The 15,023-nt window shown below is 68.1% G+C and carries 12 protein-coding genes and 1 pseudogene; 2 read left to right on the forward strand and 11 right to left on the reverse strand.

What is annotated here, in order from left to right:
• Position 1: 1 nt before the first annotated feature.
• Both epmA and efp read right to left on the reverse strand, forming a co-directional pair.
• Positions 2–967, reverse strand: a complete 966-nt coding sequence (epmA, locus tag D0901_RS15005; RefSeq protein ID WP_129141117.1) for an EF-P lysine aminoacylase EpmA — start codon at positions 965–967, stop codon at positions 2–4.
• A 207-nt stretch (positions 968–1,174) separates the two neighbouring features.
• Positions 1,175–1,741 carry an elongation factor P gene (gene efp / locus D0901_RS15010; protein ID WP_129141118.1) on the reverse strand — a complete coding sequence of 189 codons (567 nt, stop codon included), beginning with the start codon at positions 1,739–1,741 and terminating at the stop codon, positions 1,175–1,177.
• Between the two features lie 99 nt (positions 1,742–1,840).
• On the opposite strand from efp, the gene epmB reads away from it, so the two are divergent.
• The gene (epmB, locus tag D0901_RS15015) at positions 1,841–2,875 is read left to right on the forward strand and encodes an EF-P beta-lysylation protein EpmB (protein ID WP_129141119.1); all 1,035 of its coding nucleotides are present in this window, start codon (positions 1,841–1,843) and stop codon (positions 2,873–2,875) included.
• A 99-nt stretch (positions 2,876–2,974) separates the two neighbouring features.
• Here epmB and leuA read toward each other — a convergent pair whose 3' ends face one another.
• The 6 genes from leuA to D0901_RS15045 form a co-directional block, all read right to left on the reverse strand.
• Positions 2,975–4,684, reverse strand: coding sequence for a 2-isopropylmalate synthase (gene leuA / locus D0901_RS15020; protein ID WP_129141120.1), 1,710 nt, complete (start codon positions 4,682–4,684; stop codon positions 2,975–2,977).
• Between the two features lie 381 nt (positions 4,685–5,065).
• A complete protein-coding gene (locus tag D0901_RS15025; RefSeq protein WP_129141121.1) occupies positions 5,066–5,317 on the reverse strand; it encodes a TIGR02647 family protein in 252 nt (83 codons plus the stop codon).
• Between the two features lie 51 nt (positions 5,318–5,368).
• Positions 5,369–5,737 carry a protealysin inhibitor emfourin gene (locus D0901_RS15030; RefSeq protein WP_129141122.1) on the reverse strand — a complete coding sequence of 123 codons (369 nt, stop codon included), beginning with the start codon at positions 5,735–5,737 and terminating at the stop codon, positions 5,369–5,371.
• Positions 5,734–6,798, reverse strand: coding sequence for a M4 family metallopeptidase (locus D0901_RS15035; protein WP_129141123.1), 1,065 nt, complete (start codon positions 6,796–6,798; stop codon positions 5,734–5,736). The genes D0901_RS15030 and D0901_RS15035 overlap by 4 nt, the downstream gene beginning before the upstream one ends.
• Positions 6,799–6,852: 54 nt before the next feature.
• Entirely contained in the window at positions 6,853–7,731 is an 879-nt protein-coding gene (locus D0901_RS15040; RefSeq protein WP_129141124.1) for an alpha/beta hydrolase, read from the reverse strand.
• A gap of 240 nt (positions 7,732–7,971) precedes the next feature.
• A complete protein-coding gene (locus D0901_RS15045; RefSeq protein ID WP_129141125.1) occupies positions 7,972–10,131 on the reverse strand; it encodes a TonB-dependent siderophore receptor in 2,160 nt (719 codons plus the stop codon).
• A gap of 193 nt (positions 10,132–10,324) precedes the next feature.
• Between D0901_RS15045 and D0901_RS15050 the strand changes: the two genes are divergently transcribed.
• The gene (locus tag D0901_RS15050; RefSeq protein ID WP_129141126.1) at positions 10,325–11,347 is read left to right on the forward strand and encodes a helix-turn-helix domain-containing protein; all 1,023 of its coding nucleotides are present in this window, start codon (positions 10,325–10,327) and stop codon (positions 11,345–11,347) included.
• Here D0901_RS15050 and D0901_RS15055 read toward each other — a convergent pair.
• The 3 genes and pseudogenes from D0901_RS15055 to D0901_RS15065 form a co-directional block, all read right to left on the reverse strand.
• Positions 11,334–13,046 carry an HD domain-containing phosphohydrolase gene (locus D0901_RS15055; protein ID WP_129141127.1) on the reverse strand — a complete coding sequence of 571 codons (1,713 nt, stop codon included), beginning with the start codon at positions 13,044–13,046 and terminating at the stop codon, positions 11,334–11,336. The two genes, D0901_RS15050 and D0901_RS15055, sit on opposite strands and share 14 nt — an antisense overlap.
• An 88-nt stretch (positions 13,047–13,134) precedes the next feature.
• A complete protein-coding gene (serB, locus tag D0901_RS15060) occupies positions 13,135–14,340 on the reverse strand; it encodes a phosphoserine phosphatase SerB (protein WP_129141128.1) in 1,206 nt (401 codons plus the stop codon).
• 49 nt (positions 14,341–14,389) lie between these two features.
• Positions 14,390–15,023 (reverse strand): annotated as a pseudogene (locus D0901_RS15065) (DNA topoisomerase IV subunit A); the annotation flags it as partial.

The following is a 15,023-nucleotide window of genomic DNA, read 5'->3' on the forward strand; positions in this document are numbered from 1 at the left end:
CTCAGCAGCGCGGTGCGGGAAAGGCCATGACCTCGGCGAGGCTGGCCTTGCCCAGCGCCAGCTGGATCAGCCGATCGATGCCCAGCGCCACCCCGCTGCCCTCGGGCATGCCCGCCTCGAGGGCGGCGATCAGGCGCCAATCGACCGCCACCGCGGGCTTGCCGGCGGCCTCGCGGGCGGCGTTGTCGGCAGCGAAACGCGCGGCCTGCTCGCCGGCCTCGACCAGCTCGTCGTAGCCGTTGGCCAGTTCCAGCCCCGCGACGTAGACCTCGAAGCGCGCCGCCACCCGATCGCCTTCGGCATCGGTGGCATGGCGCGCCAGTGCCGCCTGACTCGCCGGATAGTCGACGACCACGTCGATCCCCTCGCGGCCCAGCGTCGGCTCGATGGCCAGGCTCATCAACAGATCCAGGCAGCCGTCGCGATCGGCATCGTGCATGTCGAGCCCGCCGCGCTCCCCGGCCAGCCGGCGCAACGCGTCGAGCGGCGTGGTGAACGGATCCACGGCGAGGCACTCGCGGAACAGATCGCGATAGCGACGCCGTCGTCTCGGCCCCGCCGCGGGCAGTAGCGTGCGGATCAGCGCCTCGGTCTCGTCGATCAGCGCATCCAGCGAAAAGCCCGGGCGGTACCATTCGAGCATGGTGAACTCGAGGTTGTGACGGCTGCCCACCTCGCCGTCGCGAAAGCAGCGCGCCAGCTGGAAGATCGGCCCGCTGCCGGCAGCGAGCAAGCGCTTCATGGCGAACTCCGGCGAGGTCTGCAGCCACAGCCGCTCCTGCCCCGCCGGTGTCGTCGCCGGGGTCGACAGCGAATCCAGATGTACGTCGGTGCTGCCCCCATGGCCCAGCACCGGCGTTTCCACCTCCAGCACGTCGCGCTCGGCGAAGAAGCGGCGCACCTCGGCGAGCAGCCGCGCCCGCTCGCGCAGCGTCGCGAGGCTCGCCGTGGGCTGCCAGTCGTCCATCGATACAGACTCCCAAACGGCAAAGGCCACGCCTTTGCGTGGCCTTTGGAAGCTTGATAGAAGCGCGACTGTCTCCAGCTGCTCGTAGCCCGGTGGGAGGGAACTTGTTCCCGACGGGCTCCAACTACCAGCTATCGCGGATAAATTCGCTCCCACACTCCCGGCCCAGAGAACTCGGGCATACGCGTGCGCAGGCAGGACCCGGGGTCAAGCGCGAGAGACGTACTCGCCGGTCCGCGTATCGACCTTCAACACTTCGCCCTCGTTGATGAACAGCGGCACGCGCACCACCGCCCCGGAGGACAGCGTCGCCGGCTTGGAGCCGCCCTGGGCGGTATCGCCCTTGAGGCCGGGATCGGTCTCGGTGACTTCCAGTTCGATGAAGTTGGGCGGCGAGACGCTGATCGGGTTGTCGTTCCACAGCGTCACGGTGTAGGCCACCTGCTCCTTGAGCCACTTCTCGTTGTCGCCCAGGGCACGCTTGTCGACCGCGTACTGCTCGAAGGAGCCGTCGGTCTTCATGAAGTGCCACATCTCGCCGTCGTTGTAGAGATACTCCATGTCCAGGTCGAGCACGTCGGCGGCTTCCAGCGACTCACCGGACTTGAAGGTGCGTTCCCAGACGCGTCCGGTCATCAGGTTGCGCAACTTGACGCGGTTGAAGGCCTGCCCCTTGCCGGGTTTGACGAATTCGTTCTCGACGATGGCACAAGGGTCGCCATCCAGCATCACCTTCAGACCGCCCTTGAATTCGTTGGTAGAATAGCTCGCCATGATTCCTCACTGATGATCTCGGCGCAGCGGCGACGAGCCGCGCGCCATGTTTTCGGCGAAGCGTCCTTTCGACCTCGCCCCATCGATATGGTGTCGCGAATGATAACCCGAAGCCCGAACCTTTTGCAGCGCACGGACACCACCGAGCCGATCGCCCTGTCGCGCGGCTGGCAGGCACAGCTGCGCCAGGCGATTCGCGACCCGCGCGAACTGCTCGCCCGCGTGGGCCTCGACGCCAGCTGGCTGCCCGGCGCCGAGGCCGGACACGCGCTCTTCGAGGTCCGCGTACCCGAGGCCTACCTGACGCGGATCCGTCCGGGCGACCCCAAGGATCCCCTGCTGCGCCAGGTCCTGCCGCTCGACGCCGAGGCCCGGGCGGTGCCCGGCTTCGTCGACGACCCGCTGGCCGAGGCCGAGCACACCCCCCGGCGCGGGCTGATCCACAAGTACCCCGGGCGGGTGCTGCTGATCACCAGCCCGGCCTGTGCGATCAACTGCCGCTACTGCTTCCGCCGTCACTTTCCCTATGCCGAGAATTCACCGTCCCGCGAGCAGTGGCAGGCGAGCCTCGACTATCTGCGCGACGATCCGTCGATCCAGGAGGCGATTCTCTCCGGGGGAGACCCGCTGGCATCCAGCGACAAGCGCCTGGCCTGGCTGGTCGAGCGGCTCGGCGACATCGGCCATCTCAAGCGGCTGCGCATCCATACCCGGCTGCCGGTGGTGATCCCCGACCGGGTCGACGACGCCCTGCTCGCCTGGTTGACCACCACCCGACTGCAGACGGTGATGGTGCTGCACATCAACCACCCGCGCGAGATCGACGCGGCGGTGATCGAGGCCTGCGCACGGCTGAAGACGGCCGGGGTCACCCTGCTCAACCAGAGCGTGCTGCTGCGCGGCGTCAACGATGACGTCGAAACGCTGGCCGAGCTGTCCGAGGCACTGTTCGACGCCGGGATGCTGCCCTACTACCTGCACGTGCTCGACCCGGTCAGCGGTGCGGCGCACTTCGACGTCCCCGACGCCGACGCCGTCGCCCTGCACCGTCAATTGCGCGACCGGGTCGCGGGCTTCCTGCTGCCGCGCCTGGTGCGCGAGGTGCCGGGGGAGCGCAGCAAGACACCGCTCTAGCCTTGAGCTGTAAGCCTTGAGCTGTAAGCCATAAGAAACCCCCAAGGGCATGCGTCCCAGGGGGTTCAACTTACCGCTTATGGCTTATGACTTATGGCTTCAAGCCAACGAGTCGGCGGTGACGTTGGGAGCGACGGCCTGGTCGGCGGTCAGGTGACGGTTGATCGCGCCCAGTACCGCCTTCATCGAGGCGCTGGTGATGCTCTCGTCGATGCCCACCCCGAAGATCGCCCGGTCGTCGATACGCATCTCGACGTAGGCGATCGCCTCGGCATCGGAGCCCTGGCCACGGGCGTGCTCGTGGTAATCGATGAGCTCGATGTCGCGGCCGTTCGCGACCAGCGCCTTGACGAAGGCATCCAGCGGCCCGTTGGCCGTGGCGGCGATGGTGTGCGACTCGCCGTCCACCTCGAGCGCCGCCTCGAGACGCAACCGCGAGCTGTCCGCTTCCGAACTCAGGCGATGGTTGACCAGCCGATAGTGCGAGTCGGCATTCAGGTATTCGTCGGCGAACGCCTGATAGATCATCTGCGAGGTGATCTCGCGGCCGGTGCGCTCGGCGACGGCCTGCACCACCTGGCTGAACTCGATGGACAACCGCCGCGGCAGTTCGATGCCGTGCTCCTGCTCGAGCAGATAGGCGACGCCGCCCTTGCCCGACTGGCTGTTGACGCGGATCACCGCCTCGTAGGTACGTCCCACGTCGAGCGGGTCGATCGGCAGGTAGGGCACCTGCCACAGGCCATCGGGATTGTCGCGCCGCTCGGCCATGCCCTTCTTGATCGCGTCCTGGTGGGAGCCGGAGAAGGCCGTGAACACCAGATCGCCGACGTAGGGGTGGCGCGGATGCACCGGCAACTGGTTGCAGTGCTCCACCTCGCGCATGATCGGCGTGATGTTGGAGAAGTCCAGCGCCGGATGCACGCCCTGGGTGTAGAGGTTCATCGCCAGGGTGACGATGTCGACGTTGCCGGTACGCTCGCCGTTGCCGAACAGCGTGCCCTCGACCCGGTCGGCGCCGGCCATCAGCCCCAGCTCGGCGGCGGCGATGCCGGTGCCGCGATCGTTGTGCGGGTGCAGGCTGACGATCAGGCTGTCGCGGTTGGCGACGTGCCGGCAGAACCACTCGATCTGGTCGGCGTAATGGTTGGGCGTGGCGATCTCCACCGTCGCCGGCAGGTTGACGATCATCGGCGCGTCCGGCGTCGGACCATAGGTGGCGGTCACGGCGTCGACGATCTCCACGGCGAAATCCAGCTCGGTGGAGGTGAACAGTTCCGGCGAGTACTGGAAGGTCCAGGCGGTCTCGGGGTTCTCCGCCATGCGCTGCTTGATCAGCGTGGTGGCCTCAGTGGCGATCTCGATGCACTGCGTCTTGTCGACGTCGAAGACCACCCGGCGGAACACCGGATCGGTGGCATTGTAGACGTGGACGATGGCCCGCTTGGCGCCCTTGAGGGCCTCGAAGGTGCGGTCGATCAGATGCGGGCGCGCCTGGGTGAGCACCTGTATGGTCACGTCGTCGGGCACCCGATCGTTGTCGATCAGCTCGCGCACGTAATCGAAGTCGATCTGCGACGCCGAAGGAAAGCCCACCTCGATCTGCTTGAAGCCGACCGCCACCAGCAGCTCGAAGAAGCGCCGCTTGCGCTCGAGATCCATGGGATCGATCAGCGCCTGATTGCCGTCGCGCATGTCGACGCTGCACCACTGCGGCGGATGCGTGAGCCGCTTGCCGGGCCACTGGCGGTCGGGCAGATCGACGGCGGTGAAGGGGCGGTACTTGACGGACGGATCATCGAGCATCATGGCTGGGACTCCTCGGCGTGACGGTGCGAAAGCGCGTGACGATCGCCGCAACGCAACCGCCCCGCCGGCACGGGGCCGACGGGGCGTTCGATGCGGGCGCGACCCGGGCGGCGGCGACCGTGATGGCGTCACGGTCGGCAAGCGTCATGCCGCCGACGGGCGAACGGGCAATCGTCATGGGAAATCGAAGGCAGGTGACCGGCATGGGGTTCTCTCGTTCAAGGACGCTCGTGATGAGCACGACAGGGTACGGGTGGCGTGACCCGTGCGCGGCGTTTCAGAGAACGCCGCGTAGTAGTCGTAGCGATAGCGAGAGATAGCCGGTAGTCATGTCTCCAAGAAACCAATTCCCGCGGCCCTTGTCAACCGCGCGGGCTCCCGTCACCCGGTCGTCGCCACGGGATTGTCGAGGATCGTCAGCAGGCCCTGGGCATGCTGGGCGGCATCGCGCCCCAGTCCGGTCAGATAGCCTCCATCGGCCTGGGTCAGCAGGCCCCGTTCGTGCAGCCGACGGGTGGCCGCCACCTTGGCGGGCTCCGCCGACGAGTGCACCTTGATGCCCTCCTGGGTGGTGTCGAGATTGAACAGGCAGAGGATATTGAGCTCCTCGAGCAGTTCGGGGGTATAGGTCATGGCTACCTCGATGGTCGGGGGAATGGCGGCGCTCCACGTTTCCACTGTAGGTCAGTCGTCGCCCGTCTGCCGCCGGAATTCCTCGGGCAGGACGCCGTGGCGCCACAGCCCGATCAGCGCCTCGGGCGTCTGCGTCTCGTCCAGCACCAGGCGCCAGATCGTCTGTCCGTCGCCGTCCGGGCTGCCCTCGCCCGGCCTCTCGATCGCCAGGTGATAGCACTGGCGGTCGGCGCCGGCGGGGGCCGCCGGCGTCTCGACAAGCCCCGCCAACAGGCTCGCCAGCCGTTCGCGCTGCGCCGCACTCAGGTCGTCGCAGCGCAGGCGCCGCGGGGCGGCCAGCCCGGGGAAGCGGGCCACCCCGCCCTCGCGGCGGATCACCACCACGCTGCCCGGCTCGAGCGGCGGCCGGCAGGCCGTCACGACATCACCCCCACCGCCTGCCAGGCCTCGCGAACCGCGACCTCCTCCTGGCTGCCGCGTCCGTAACGGCGGTCGGCGTTGTCCAGCGTCAACGCCGCAAAGCCGGCGAAATCGATGTCGCGACCCAGGCGGTGATCGCGCAGGGTGTCGTACCAGATCAGCCCGGCGCGACGCCAGGCGTAGCCGCCGATCGCCATCGCCGCGCGATGAAAGGCGCGATTGGGGATCCCCGAGTTGATGTGCACGCCGCCGTTGTCCTCGCGGGTCTCGACGAAGTCGCGCATGTGCCCCGGTTGCGGATCGCGGCCCAGGACCGGATCGTCGAAGGCCGTGCCGGGCTCGGCCATGGAGCGCAGCGCCCGGCCCTGGACGCGCTCGGTCAGCAGTTCCGCCCCCACCAGCCAGTCGGCCCGATCGACCGTCTGGCCCCACTGGTATTGCTTGGTGAGCGCGCCGAAGACGTCGGAGAGCGATTCGTTGAGCGCCCCGGACTGATCGGCATAGATCAACCCCGCCTCGCGCTCGGTCACGCCATGGGCGAGTTCGTGGGCCACCACGTCGAGCGACACGGTGAAGCGCCGGAACAGTTCGCCATCGCCATCGCCGAACACCATCTGGCTGCCGTTCCAGAAGGCATTGTCGTAATCCCGACCGAAATGCACGCTGCCGATCAGCGGCATGCCCCGGCCATCGATCGAGTGGCGTTCGAAGACCTCCCAGAAGAAGCGGTAGGTCGCCCCCAGCCAGCGGTAGGCCTCGCCGACGGCGGGGTCGCCGGTGGCGTTTTCCTCGCCCTCGCTGAGGACCAGGGTACCGGGCAGCGTGCGCGCATGCCCGGCGGAGTGGATGAAACGCGCCGGTTCGCCGGGCCGCGAGGGCTCGCTCAGCACCGCGTCGGCGGCAGCGTCACGGGGCACCCGCGCCGCCCGGAAGGTCTGGTCGTCGATCAGCGTCTCGCGGGCGCAGCGTTGCAGACGCGCCCCGCCCCGCGTCGACAGCCGCTCCAGCACGTAAGGCGGCATGAAGCCACGGGGGCGATTCGGCAGGTACGGCTGAATCATGCGTCATCTCCTGTCGCTCGGCCGGTGAAGGCATCCTTGCCTCACCAGTGTGGCTCATTGGCCCCCGCCTCGGCGAGCCGGTCGATGGGCAGGATCGTCGACGCCGTCGGCGGCCATCACGAAGCGCAGCGCGCGCGGGATGGCGACCATCAGCACCGAGGCGTGATCCTCTTCGGGGAAGTTCCGGAAAACCACCCGTTGCTCCCCCAGCAGTGTTTCCAGGTCCCGCGCCAGCGTCTGCGCCCGCTCGACCATGCGACGCTCGCGGCGGCGCTGCATGGTCCTCGCGTGCCCAGGCTCGCGGCGCGCACCGGGCGCCCCCTCGCCCTCCCATTCGCCGACCGCGATGAAGACACGGGCCGCGTGGCCCGCCATCCCCGGCATCCGCGCGCGCAGGCCGGCCTCGTCCCACCAGATCGAGGGGCTGATCGCGGCATAGGTCTGGAATGCCTCGGGCCGGGCCATCAGCGCATGCAGCGTGAAGTAACCGGCCAGCGAGTGACCGAACAGCACCCGTCGCGAGCCGTTCAATGCCCATGCCTCGTGTAGCTCGGGTATCAGTTCGTCGACGAGAAAGGCCAAAAACGCCTCGCCCCCACCGACGGTGCGCGATGCCGGCGCCAGCGCCGATGGGCCGAAGGTGTAGTCGCGGTAACGGCGTTCGGGCACGTAGAGCGCGCGCCCTGCATGGGCGATGCCCACCACGGCCGCGGACTCGATGCCCGTCGCCTGCGGACGGTAGCTGCCACGCCGTAGCGCCTCGACGAAGGTCGCGAACAGCGCATTGGCGTCGAGGACATAGATCACCGGCCAGCCCCCTGCCGGCGGTTCGCCGGGAGGCACCCACAGGCTGACCCGGTAGCGGATGCCGTTGGCAGCCGCGCGCCGTTCCCATACCTGCGTATTGGCAAGCGTCACCGGCGGGTGGCTCATCGCATTCCCTCCCTGGCGTCCAGTACATCATCGATGGCGATCTGCAACTCGCCCTGAAGCCCCTGCGCGACGCGAGCCCTGGCTCCGTAGACTCGCGCCAGCAGCGAGCCCGCGCACAGCCGGCTGGCGTGAAGAGGCAGCCAGGCCACAAGGACCGGCAGAAATTGCCGCTGGTCTGGCTCGACCCGGCCCTCGGCGAGATGCCCGAGTGGCCGGGAAACGGGCGGTGCCAGCGAAGGTTCAGAAGTCGTAGCGCAGCGAGGCGACGACGTTTGACGACGCGCCGACCATGTTAAAGGTGTTCACGCCCCCCACGCGGTTGTAGTACTCGCGATCGAGCAGGTTGTTGACATTCAACTGGCCGCTGACATGCGACGTGAAGTCGTAGCCGAGCATGGCATCGACGACGGCATAGCCCGGCGCCTCGACACCATTGCTGGAACTGAAGTCGCTCATCGCGGTCACCCCGCCACCGACGTGCAAGCCGTCCAGCGCACCGCCCACGAAGCCGTACTGGGTCCAGAGGTTGACGATGTTGTTCGGCATCAGCAGAAAGACGCCGTCGTCACGCGCCGTGGAAGCCGTCTGAACCTCGGTGTCGAGATAGGTGTAGCCGGCGATGACGTCCCACTGCTCGGTCAGGCTACCGGTGACCTCGAACTCGGCCCCCTGAATGCGCATCTTGCCCGTGGCCACCGAGTAACTGGCACCGGGGTCGTCGGGCGACGCGGCGCGGTTCTCGTCGTAGAGCCGGAAGGCACTGAGTCGGCCATTGAGATCACCGCCGAAATAACTGCCCTTGATGCCCACTTCGTACTGCTCGCCTTCGCGCGGCTCGAGCAGGTCGCCATCGGCATCATGGCCGGTCTGCGGCTTGAAGACCTGCGAATAGCTGGCGTACAGGGAGTGGCGGGCATCGAGGTCATAGACCAGCCCGGCGTAGGGCGTGAACGCGTCGTCGCTGCGATCCTGACGGTCGTCGGCTGCCCTGTCCGCATAGTCGAGGTCATAGTGGCTCACCCGCCCACCGGCAATCAGGGCCAGCGATTGCCAGGGACGCAGCGTCAACTTGGAATAGACGCCGGTCTCCTCGAGCGTGGTTTCATCATGGCTATAGCCCCGGCCGCTGGCCCGCGCGCTGGCCAGGACATCGACATGGGCGAGATCGTTGAGCCCGTCGAGGGTCACCGGGCCGGCGGTCAAGCCGCGCGAGCGGCCCGACTCGATCTCCGTCTCGTAACGCTTGTAGTCGCTGCCGACGACGAACTCGCTGACGTTGCCGAAGGCCGAGAACGGCTGGCTGTAGCTGGCGTCCAGGGACAGCGCCTGCTGGTCCACGCGACTGCCGATGCCGGCCACCGACAGGGCGCCGGCGTCGTTCAGGGCACTGCCGCCGAAGGCATAGTTGTAGGTCGCGTTGCGGTCCGAGTAGCGCGCCGCGAGCCGGCCGTAACCGCCATTGGCGAAACGGTGCGTCAGCTCGGCGATCCAGTCGTTGGACTGACTCTCGAAGTCGTTCCAGTCGGCTCCGTAGAAGGCCGAACGGCGGCCGTACAGCAGGTCACCGTCGCTATCCACCGGCTGGCCGTTGTTGACGACGATGTCCTTGGTGTTGCGGAAGAAGCCCAGGCCCAGGGTGGTCGCCGCGTCGAGATCGATATCCAGTGCCGCATAGATGTCGTGCTGGTCGTCGTCGTTGCGATCGACGAACTGCGGGTGCTCGGCATAGTCGACGACCAGTCGGCCGCGAATGCGCCCCTCGGCATCGACCGGCCCCGACAGATCGGTCTGCAGGTGGCGCTGGCCGATACTGCCGACACCGCCGGTGACGTGGCCCTGGAACTCGCGGGTGGGACGCTTGCGCACCAGATTGACGATGCCGCCCATCTCGCTGGTGCTGTTGAACAGCCCCGACGGGCCACGCATGACCTCCACCCGGTCGAAGGGGGCCAGCGACGGTACCGAGCCATTGATGCTGGTCATCGGCGCGGGCAGACCGTCGATGTTGGACTCGTCGTACTCGTAACCGCGGGCATAGATCGACGAGCGGCCGTTGTCGTTGCTGAGCACACGCATGCCCGGCGTGCGACGTCCCAGTTCGTCGAGGGTGGTGAAATTCTGATCCTCGATGGCGTCTCGGGTAATGACGCTGACGGACTGCGGGATGTCACGCAGCGAAGCCGGCGTCTTGGTGCCCACGGTGGCGGCATCAACGGTGTATCCGCCGGTCACCTCGGAGGGCAGCATCTGGTAGAGACGGTTGCCCTCGACCGTGATGGTATCCAGCCTCGCCGAGGCATCGCCGTCCTCGGCCAGCGCCGCCTGGCTTGCCGCCAGAACGGTGACCAGCCCCCCGGCGGCGGTCACCGCCCGATACGTCCTGCGCGTGTGTGTCGGCATGGTTCGGTTCCCCTGCTGTGTCGTTTCTGTCGCTCTGCCTTGTCCAGCGGCGACAATGAGAATCCATTGCAACTGAGATGAAGACACAGCATTATTCCACCCCACCGCATCACTCGCCTTTGCGCAGACAGCGGATCACTTTGCAAAGACGGCGATTCGCCGGACTGACTCGAATCGAAAGGAACGTTTCACGATGACGGGGGTGGGAAGGACGCGAGCCGATCGAGGCTCGGAAGAACGCGGGATCGGCGCCCGGGAATTGCGCCGGCTCTCGACGTCACTGGTCAGGCGACAGGTCGTCGAGGCACCCGGCTGGGACAGCCACTCCCCCCTGCTCCGGGGGACCATGCGGTTCGCCGACCTCCAGCCGGGCCTGCGCCTGCGACTGGCCGATGTCGAGGACCGTTACGACATGGTCACCCGTGCCGAACTGCCTGCGGGGGTCAAGATCGCCCTGGTCATCGACGGCGAGGCCCGCGTGAGCTATGGCGATCAGACGGTGGCCCTGGGGCCCTCGGCGCCGAGCACCGGCGCCCTGGTCAACCTGCCCGAAGCCACCTCTTTCGTCCGCCAGGGGCGTGCCGGCGGCCACGAACGCACCCTGATCCTCAGCCTCGCGCCGGACTGGCTGTCACGCCACGGCTACCCGTTGGCGACGGACCGGCGGGTACGGGTGACCCGCTGGTCGCCGTCACCGGGATTGCAGCGGCTCGCCACACGGCTGTTCGACGCACGACTGACTGTCGCGCCGGACCCGGCCCACCACCTGCAGTTGAGCGGCTTCGCCCTGGCCATGGCCGGCGAGGCGTTCACCACGCTGAGCGAGCAAGCGGAGAAAGCGGAACGCGGGGGTTGCATTGCCGGAGAGGAGCGCCGCCCGACGGACCGACGCCTGCAGCGCCTGATGGCGCTGGTCGACAGCGGCGAGGTCCATCGGCTGAGCCAGGAGGACGTGGCACGACATGTGGGCATGAGCCTGAGCAGTCTGCAGCGGCGCTTCCGGGCCTGTTACGGCGAATCGCTGGGGCGCTTCCTGCGCCGCCGACGCCTCGAAACGGGCCTGGCGGCGCTGCGCAACGAGGGCGTCAGCGTCGAGGCCGCGGCCATCCTGGCCGGCTACAGCAGCGCCGCCAACTTCGCCACGGCCTTCAAGCGCGAATTCGGCGCCCGGCCCGGCGACCTGCGCCGAAAACCGACGGCGGTCAGCTCGGCGTGAGCGCCTCGCTGGATGGGTCGAGTAGCTGCTCGATGCGTCCCAACTGGTCGATATCGCGCCCCTGGGCCCACCGGTCGATACGCTTGTCGAGGCTGTACTGGTTGCGCACCACATGCAAAAGCGCCGGCTGGCCCCGCTCGTCGAGACGGTGGACCCAGGCCACGGCGCCACTGGAATAGGCCAGCAGGCTGCCGATCGGCTGCACGCCGAAATGACGGATGACGCGTTGCACCCACTGGCCGTCGTAGGCGGCGCCGTGCGTCAACAAGTGGCGATAGGTCGCCTCGATGGTCCAGGCGGCCCGGTCGGGCCGCGCACGGGTCATGGCGTCCATGGCATCGATCACCGCCGCGGCGCGGGACAGCGTCGCCAGCTCGTCGCCGCGCTTGCCCTGCGGATAGCCACTGCCGTCGAGGCGTTCGTTGATGTCGCCGACCACGCTCTTGAGGACATCCGGCGCCAGCCAGCGACACTCGCGCAGGCGTTCGCGGATCAGCTCGACATGGCTCGCCATGCGGCGATGCTGATCGGCGTCGAACGCCGGGCTCGCCAGCAGCTCGTCGGGCAGCAGCACCTTGCCCAGATCGTGCACCAATCCGGCGGCGAGAACCGCCTTGAGCAGCTCACGGGGCGCCTCGCGGCGGCTCACCAGGTCGGCCAGACGCACGGCCACGGCGATGCAGTGCTGCACCACCACCGGCTCGTGGTGGAGGCAGGTCGTGGCGAACAGCAGCGCTTCACGATCCTGCTCGAGCAGGCCCAGCAGGAAATCGCTGGACCGCGACAGCAGTGCGCTGTCGATGGATCGCCCCTGCTTGAGCAGCAGCACCTGGGCGTTGAGGAAATCGGCCACCTTGACCAGGCGGCGCGCCATGGGCGTCGCATAGCGGGGCCGCGAGGCGCGCTCGGTCGGGGCAGCCGGCGCATCCGCCTGGGCCTGGAAGAGCGGCGACGGCGCCAGACTCTTGCCGTCGTTGACATCCCGCGCGCCCTCGCGCTCGATCTCCTTGACCAGGTACCACACTAGACGCTCGAGACGCGGCGTGGCCTCGTCGAAGGCGAAACCCACCAGCGCCCGCTGCCACTGGTCATCGGCCTTGACGTGACGCACCTCGCCCCGCGACGCCAGGCGCTGGCCGCTGGGGAAGATCGCCTCGACCCGATTGAGCAACTGGCCCTGGGCGAGGTGCACCGCCTCCGCCATGGGCATCTGCAGCAGACAACCGCCGAGCGAGAGATTGACCAGTTCGCCGTGCACGGTGCGCTGCCCGCTGGCGAGATCGATGTCCATCTCCACCGGCACGTGCATGCCCGCCTTGAGTTCGGCGCGGAAGGCATGCCGGCGATGCCAGGCATCGAGCTGCTCGGGATAGGGGCACTGGAAACGCAAGCGTCCGGGCACTCCCTCCACGGGGGTGGCCGTCATCGCCGGCGTCGCGACCATGGCGCCCTGCGCCCGACCGCTGATCCGGAAGGCCCGCCCGGCGGCGAGGCCGCCGGCTATCTCGGGTGTCGCGGTGACGTCGAGCACCAGACAATCGTCTTCCCGGATCTCGACCAGCAACACCGAGTGCGGCGCCGAGGCCTGCTCCTCGAAAGCCAGCGATACCTCGCCCGGCTGACTCAGGGCATCGAGCAGTTCGGCGATCTCGCGAGGGTGATCGACGAACTGCGTCGGCGTATCGGTCAATGTCTCCATGGTGGCGCGTTTCCCCGGGTCCCACGTGGCGACGGTCGCTTCCCTGTGACGGTCGTCCGCAATTTATCGTAATGACGAAAGGAGGCTGTCAGGCCTCCAGATCGCTCTGTCGGTAGCCGATCAGGTACAGCACGGCGTCCAGCCCCAGCGTCGAGATCGACTGGCGCGCGCGCTGACGCACCAGCGGCTTGGCGCGAAAGGCGATACCCAGCCCGGCGGTCGCCAGCATCTTGAGATCGTTGGCGCCATCGCCCACGGCAATGGTCTGCTCGAGACGCAACCCCTCGCGTTCGGCGATCTCGGCGAGCAGCGCCGCCTTGCGGTCGGCGTCGACGATCGGCTCGCGCACCTCGCCGGTGACCCGACCGTTCTCGATCACCAGCTCGTTGGCATGGATCTCGTCGAAGCCCAGGCGTTCCTGAAGATGGCGGGCGAAATAGGTGAAGCCGCCGGACAGGATCGCGGTGCGATAGCCCAGCCGCTTCAGGTGCCCCATGAGTCGTTCGAGCCCGTCCATCAGCGGCAGGGTCTCGGCGATCTCGGCCAGCACCGCTTCGTCGAGCCCCTCGAGCTTGGCCATGCGCTCGCGAAAGCTCTGCTGGAAGTCCAGCTCGCCGCGCATGGCACGTTCGGTGACCGCGGCGACCTCGTCGTAGACGCCGTGGCGGCGCGCCAACTCGTCGATCACCTCGGCCTGGATCAGTGTCGAATCCATGTCGAAGCAGATCAGCCGGCGATGACGCCGCCAGATCGAATCTTCCTGAATGGCGATGTCGACGCCGTGCATCGCGCCCAGCGCCAACGCCCGTTCGCGCAGGGCCTCGAGATCGACCTCTTCGCCGCGCAGCCAGCACTCCACGCAGGCGCCGTGCGCCGGGGCCTCGCCGTCCAGAGGCTCACGCCCCGACAGGCGGTGGATCAGCTCGACGGTCAGGCCGTGCTCGGCGGTCAGCGAGCCGACCTCGGCGAGGATCCCCGCCGGCAGGCGCGGCGCCAGCAGCGTCAGGATCAGCCGCGGCCGGCCGGCCGCGAGGCTCCAGCGCTGGTACTCCTCGGCGCCCACCTGGATTGCCTGAATGTCGAGCCCCAGGGTATCGCCGGCCTCGGCCAGCAACGCCTCGTACTCGGCCTCGTGGTCGAGCGCCACCAGCGCTTCCAGCGACACGATGCCGAAGGTCACGCTCTGGTTGATGTCCAGCAGCCGGGCGCCGCAGCGGGCCATCGCCCGGCCCAGGCCGGCGAGCTGGCCGGGATGCGCGCTGCCGGTGGCCCGGATCAGAATGCGTTGTGTCATAGTGCCTCTCGAATGAAGAAGGCGGCGCGGCGCGCCATCTTCCCGCTTTTCATCTTCCCTCTTCCGTCTCGAGCCGATCGACCTTCTGGAAGCCCCGCGGCAGCTTGCTGCCGCGACGACCGCGCTCGCCGCCATAATACGCCAGATCATCGGCCTTGAGGGTCAGTTTGCGCTTGCCGGCGTGCACCACCAGCGCGTCGCCCTCGCCCAGCAGCACCAGGTCGCGGACGAACTCCTCGCGGTTGGCCGCGCGGGCGCCGGGGATGTCGAGCATCTTGTTGCCCTTGCCCTTGGCCATCGCGGGCAGCCGCTCGAGGTCGAACACCAGCAGCCGCCCCTCGTTGGAGACCACCGCGACGCGTACCGCCTCGATCGCCTCGGGCAGGCGCCGCGGCGCCAGGACATTGCAGCCCTTGGGCACGCTGAGCACCGCCTTGCCGGCCTTGTTCTTGCCGATCAGGTCGTCGAGCCGCGCCACGAACCCGTAGCCGCCGTCCGAGGCGAGCAGGTAGCGCGTCTCGGGCGGCGCCAGCATCAGCCCGGTCATGTGGGCGCCCGCGGCGGGGTTGATGCGTCCGGTGATCGGCTCGCCCTGGCTGCGCGCGCTGGGCAGGTTGTGCGCCGCCAGGGTGTAGGCGCGCCCGCTGTCGTCGAGCAGCACCAGCGGCTGGTTGGTCTTGCCC

This window comes from Modicisalibacter coralii, assembly GCF_004117855.1.
GTDB classification, from domain to species: Bacteria; Pseudomonadota; Gammaproteobacteria; order Pseudomonadales; family Halomonadaceae; genus Modicisalibacter; species Modicisalibacter coralii.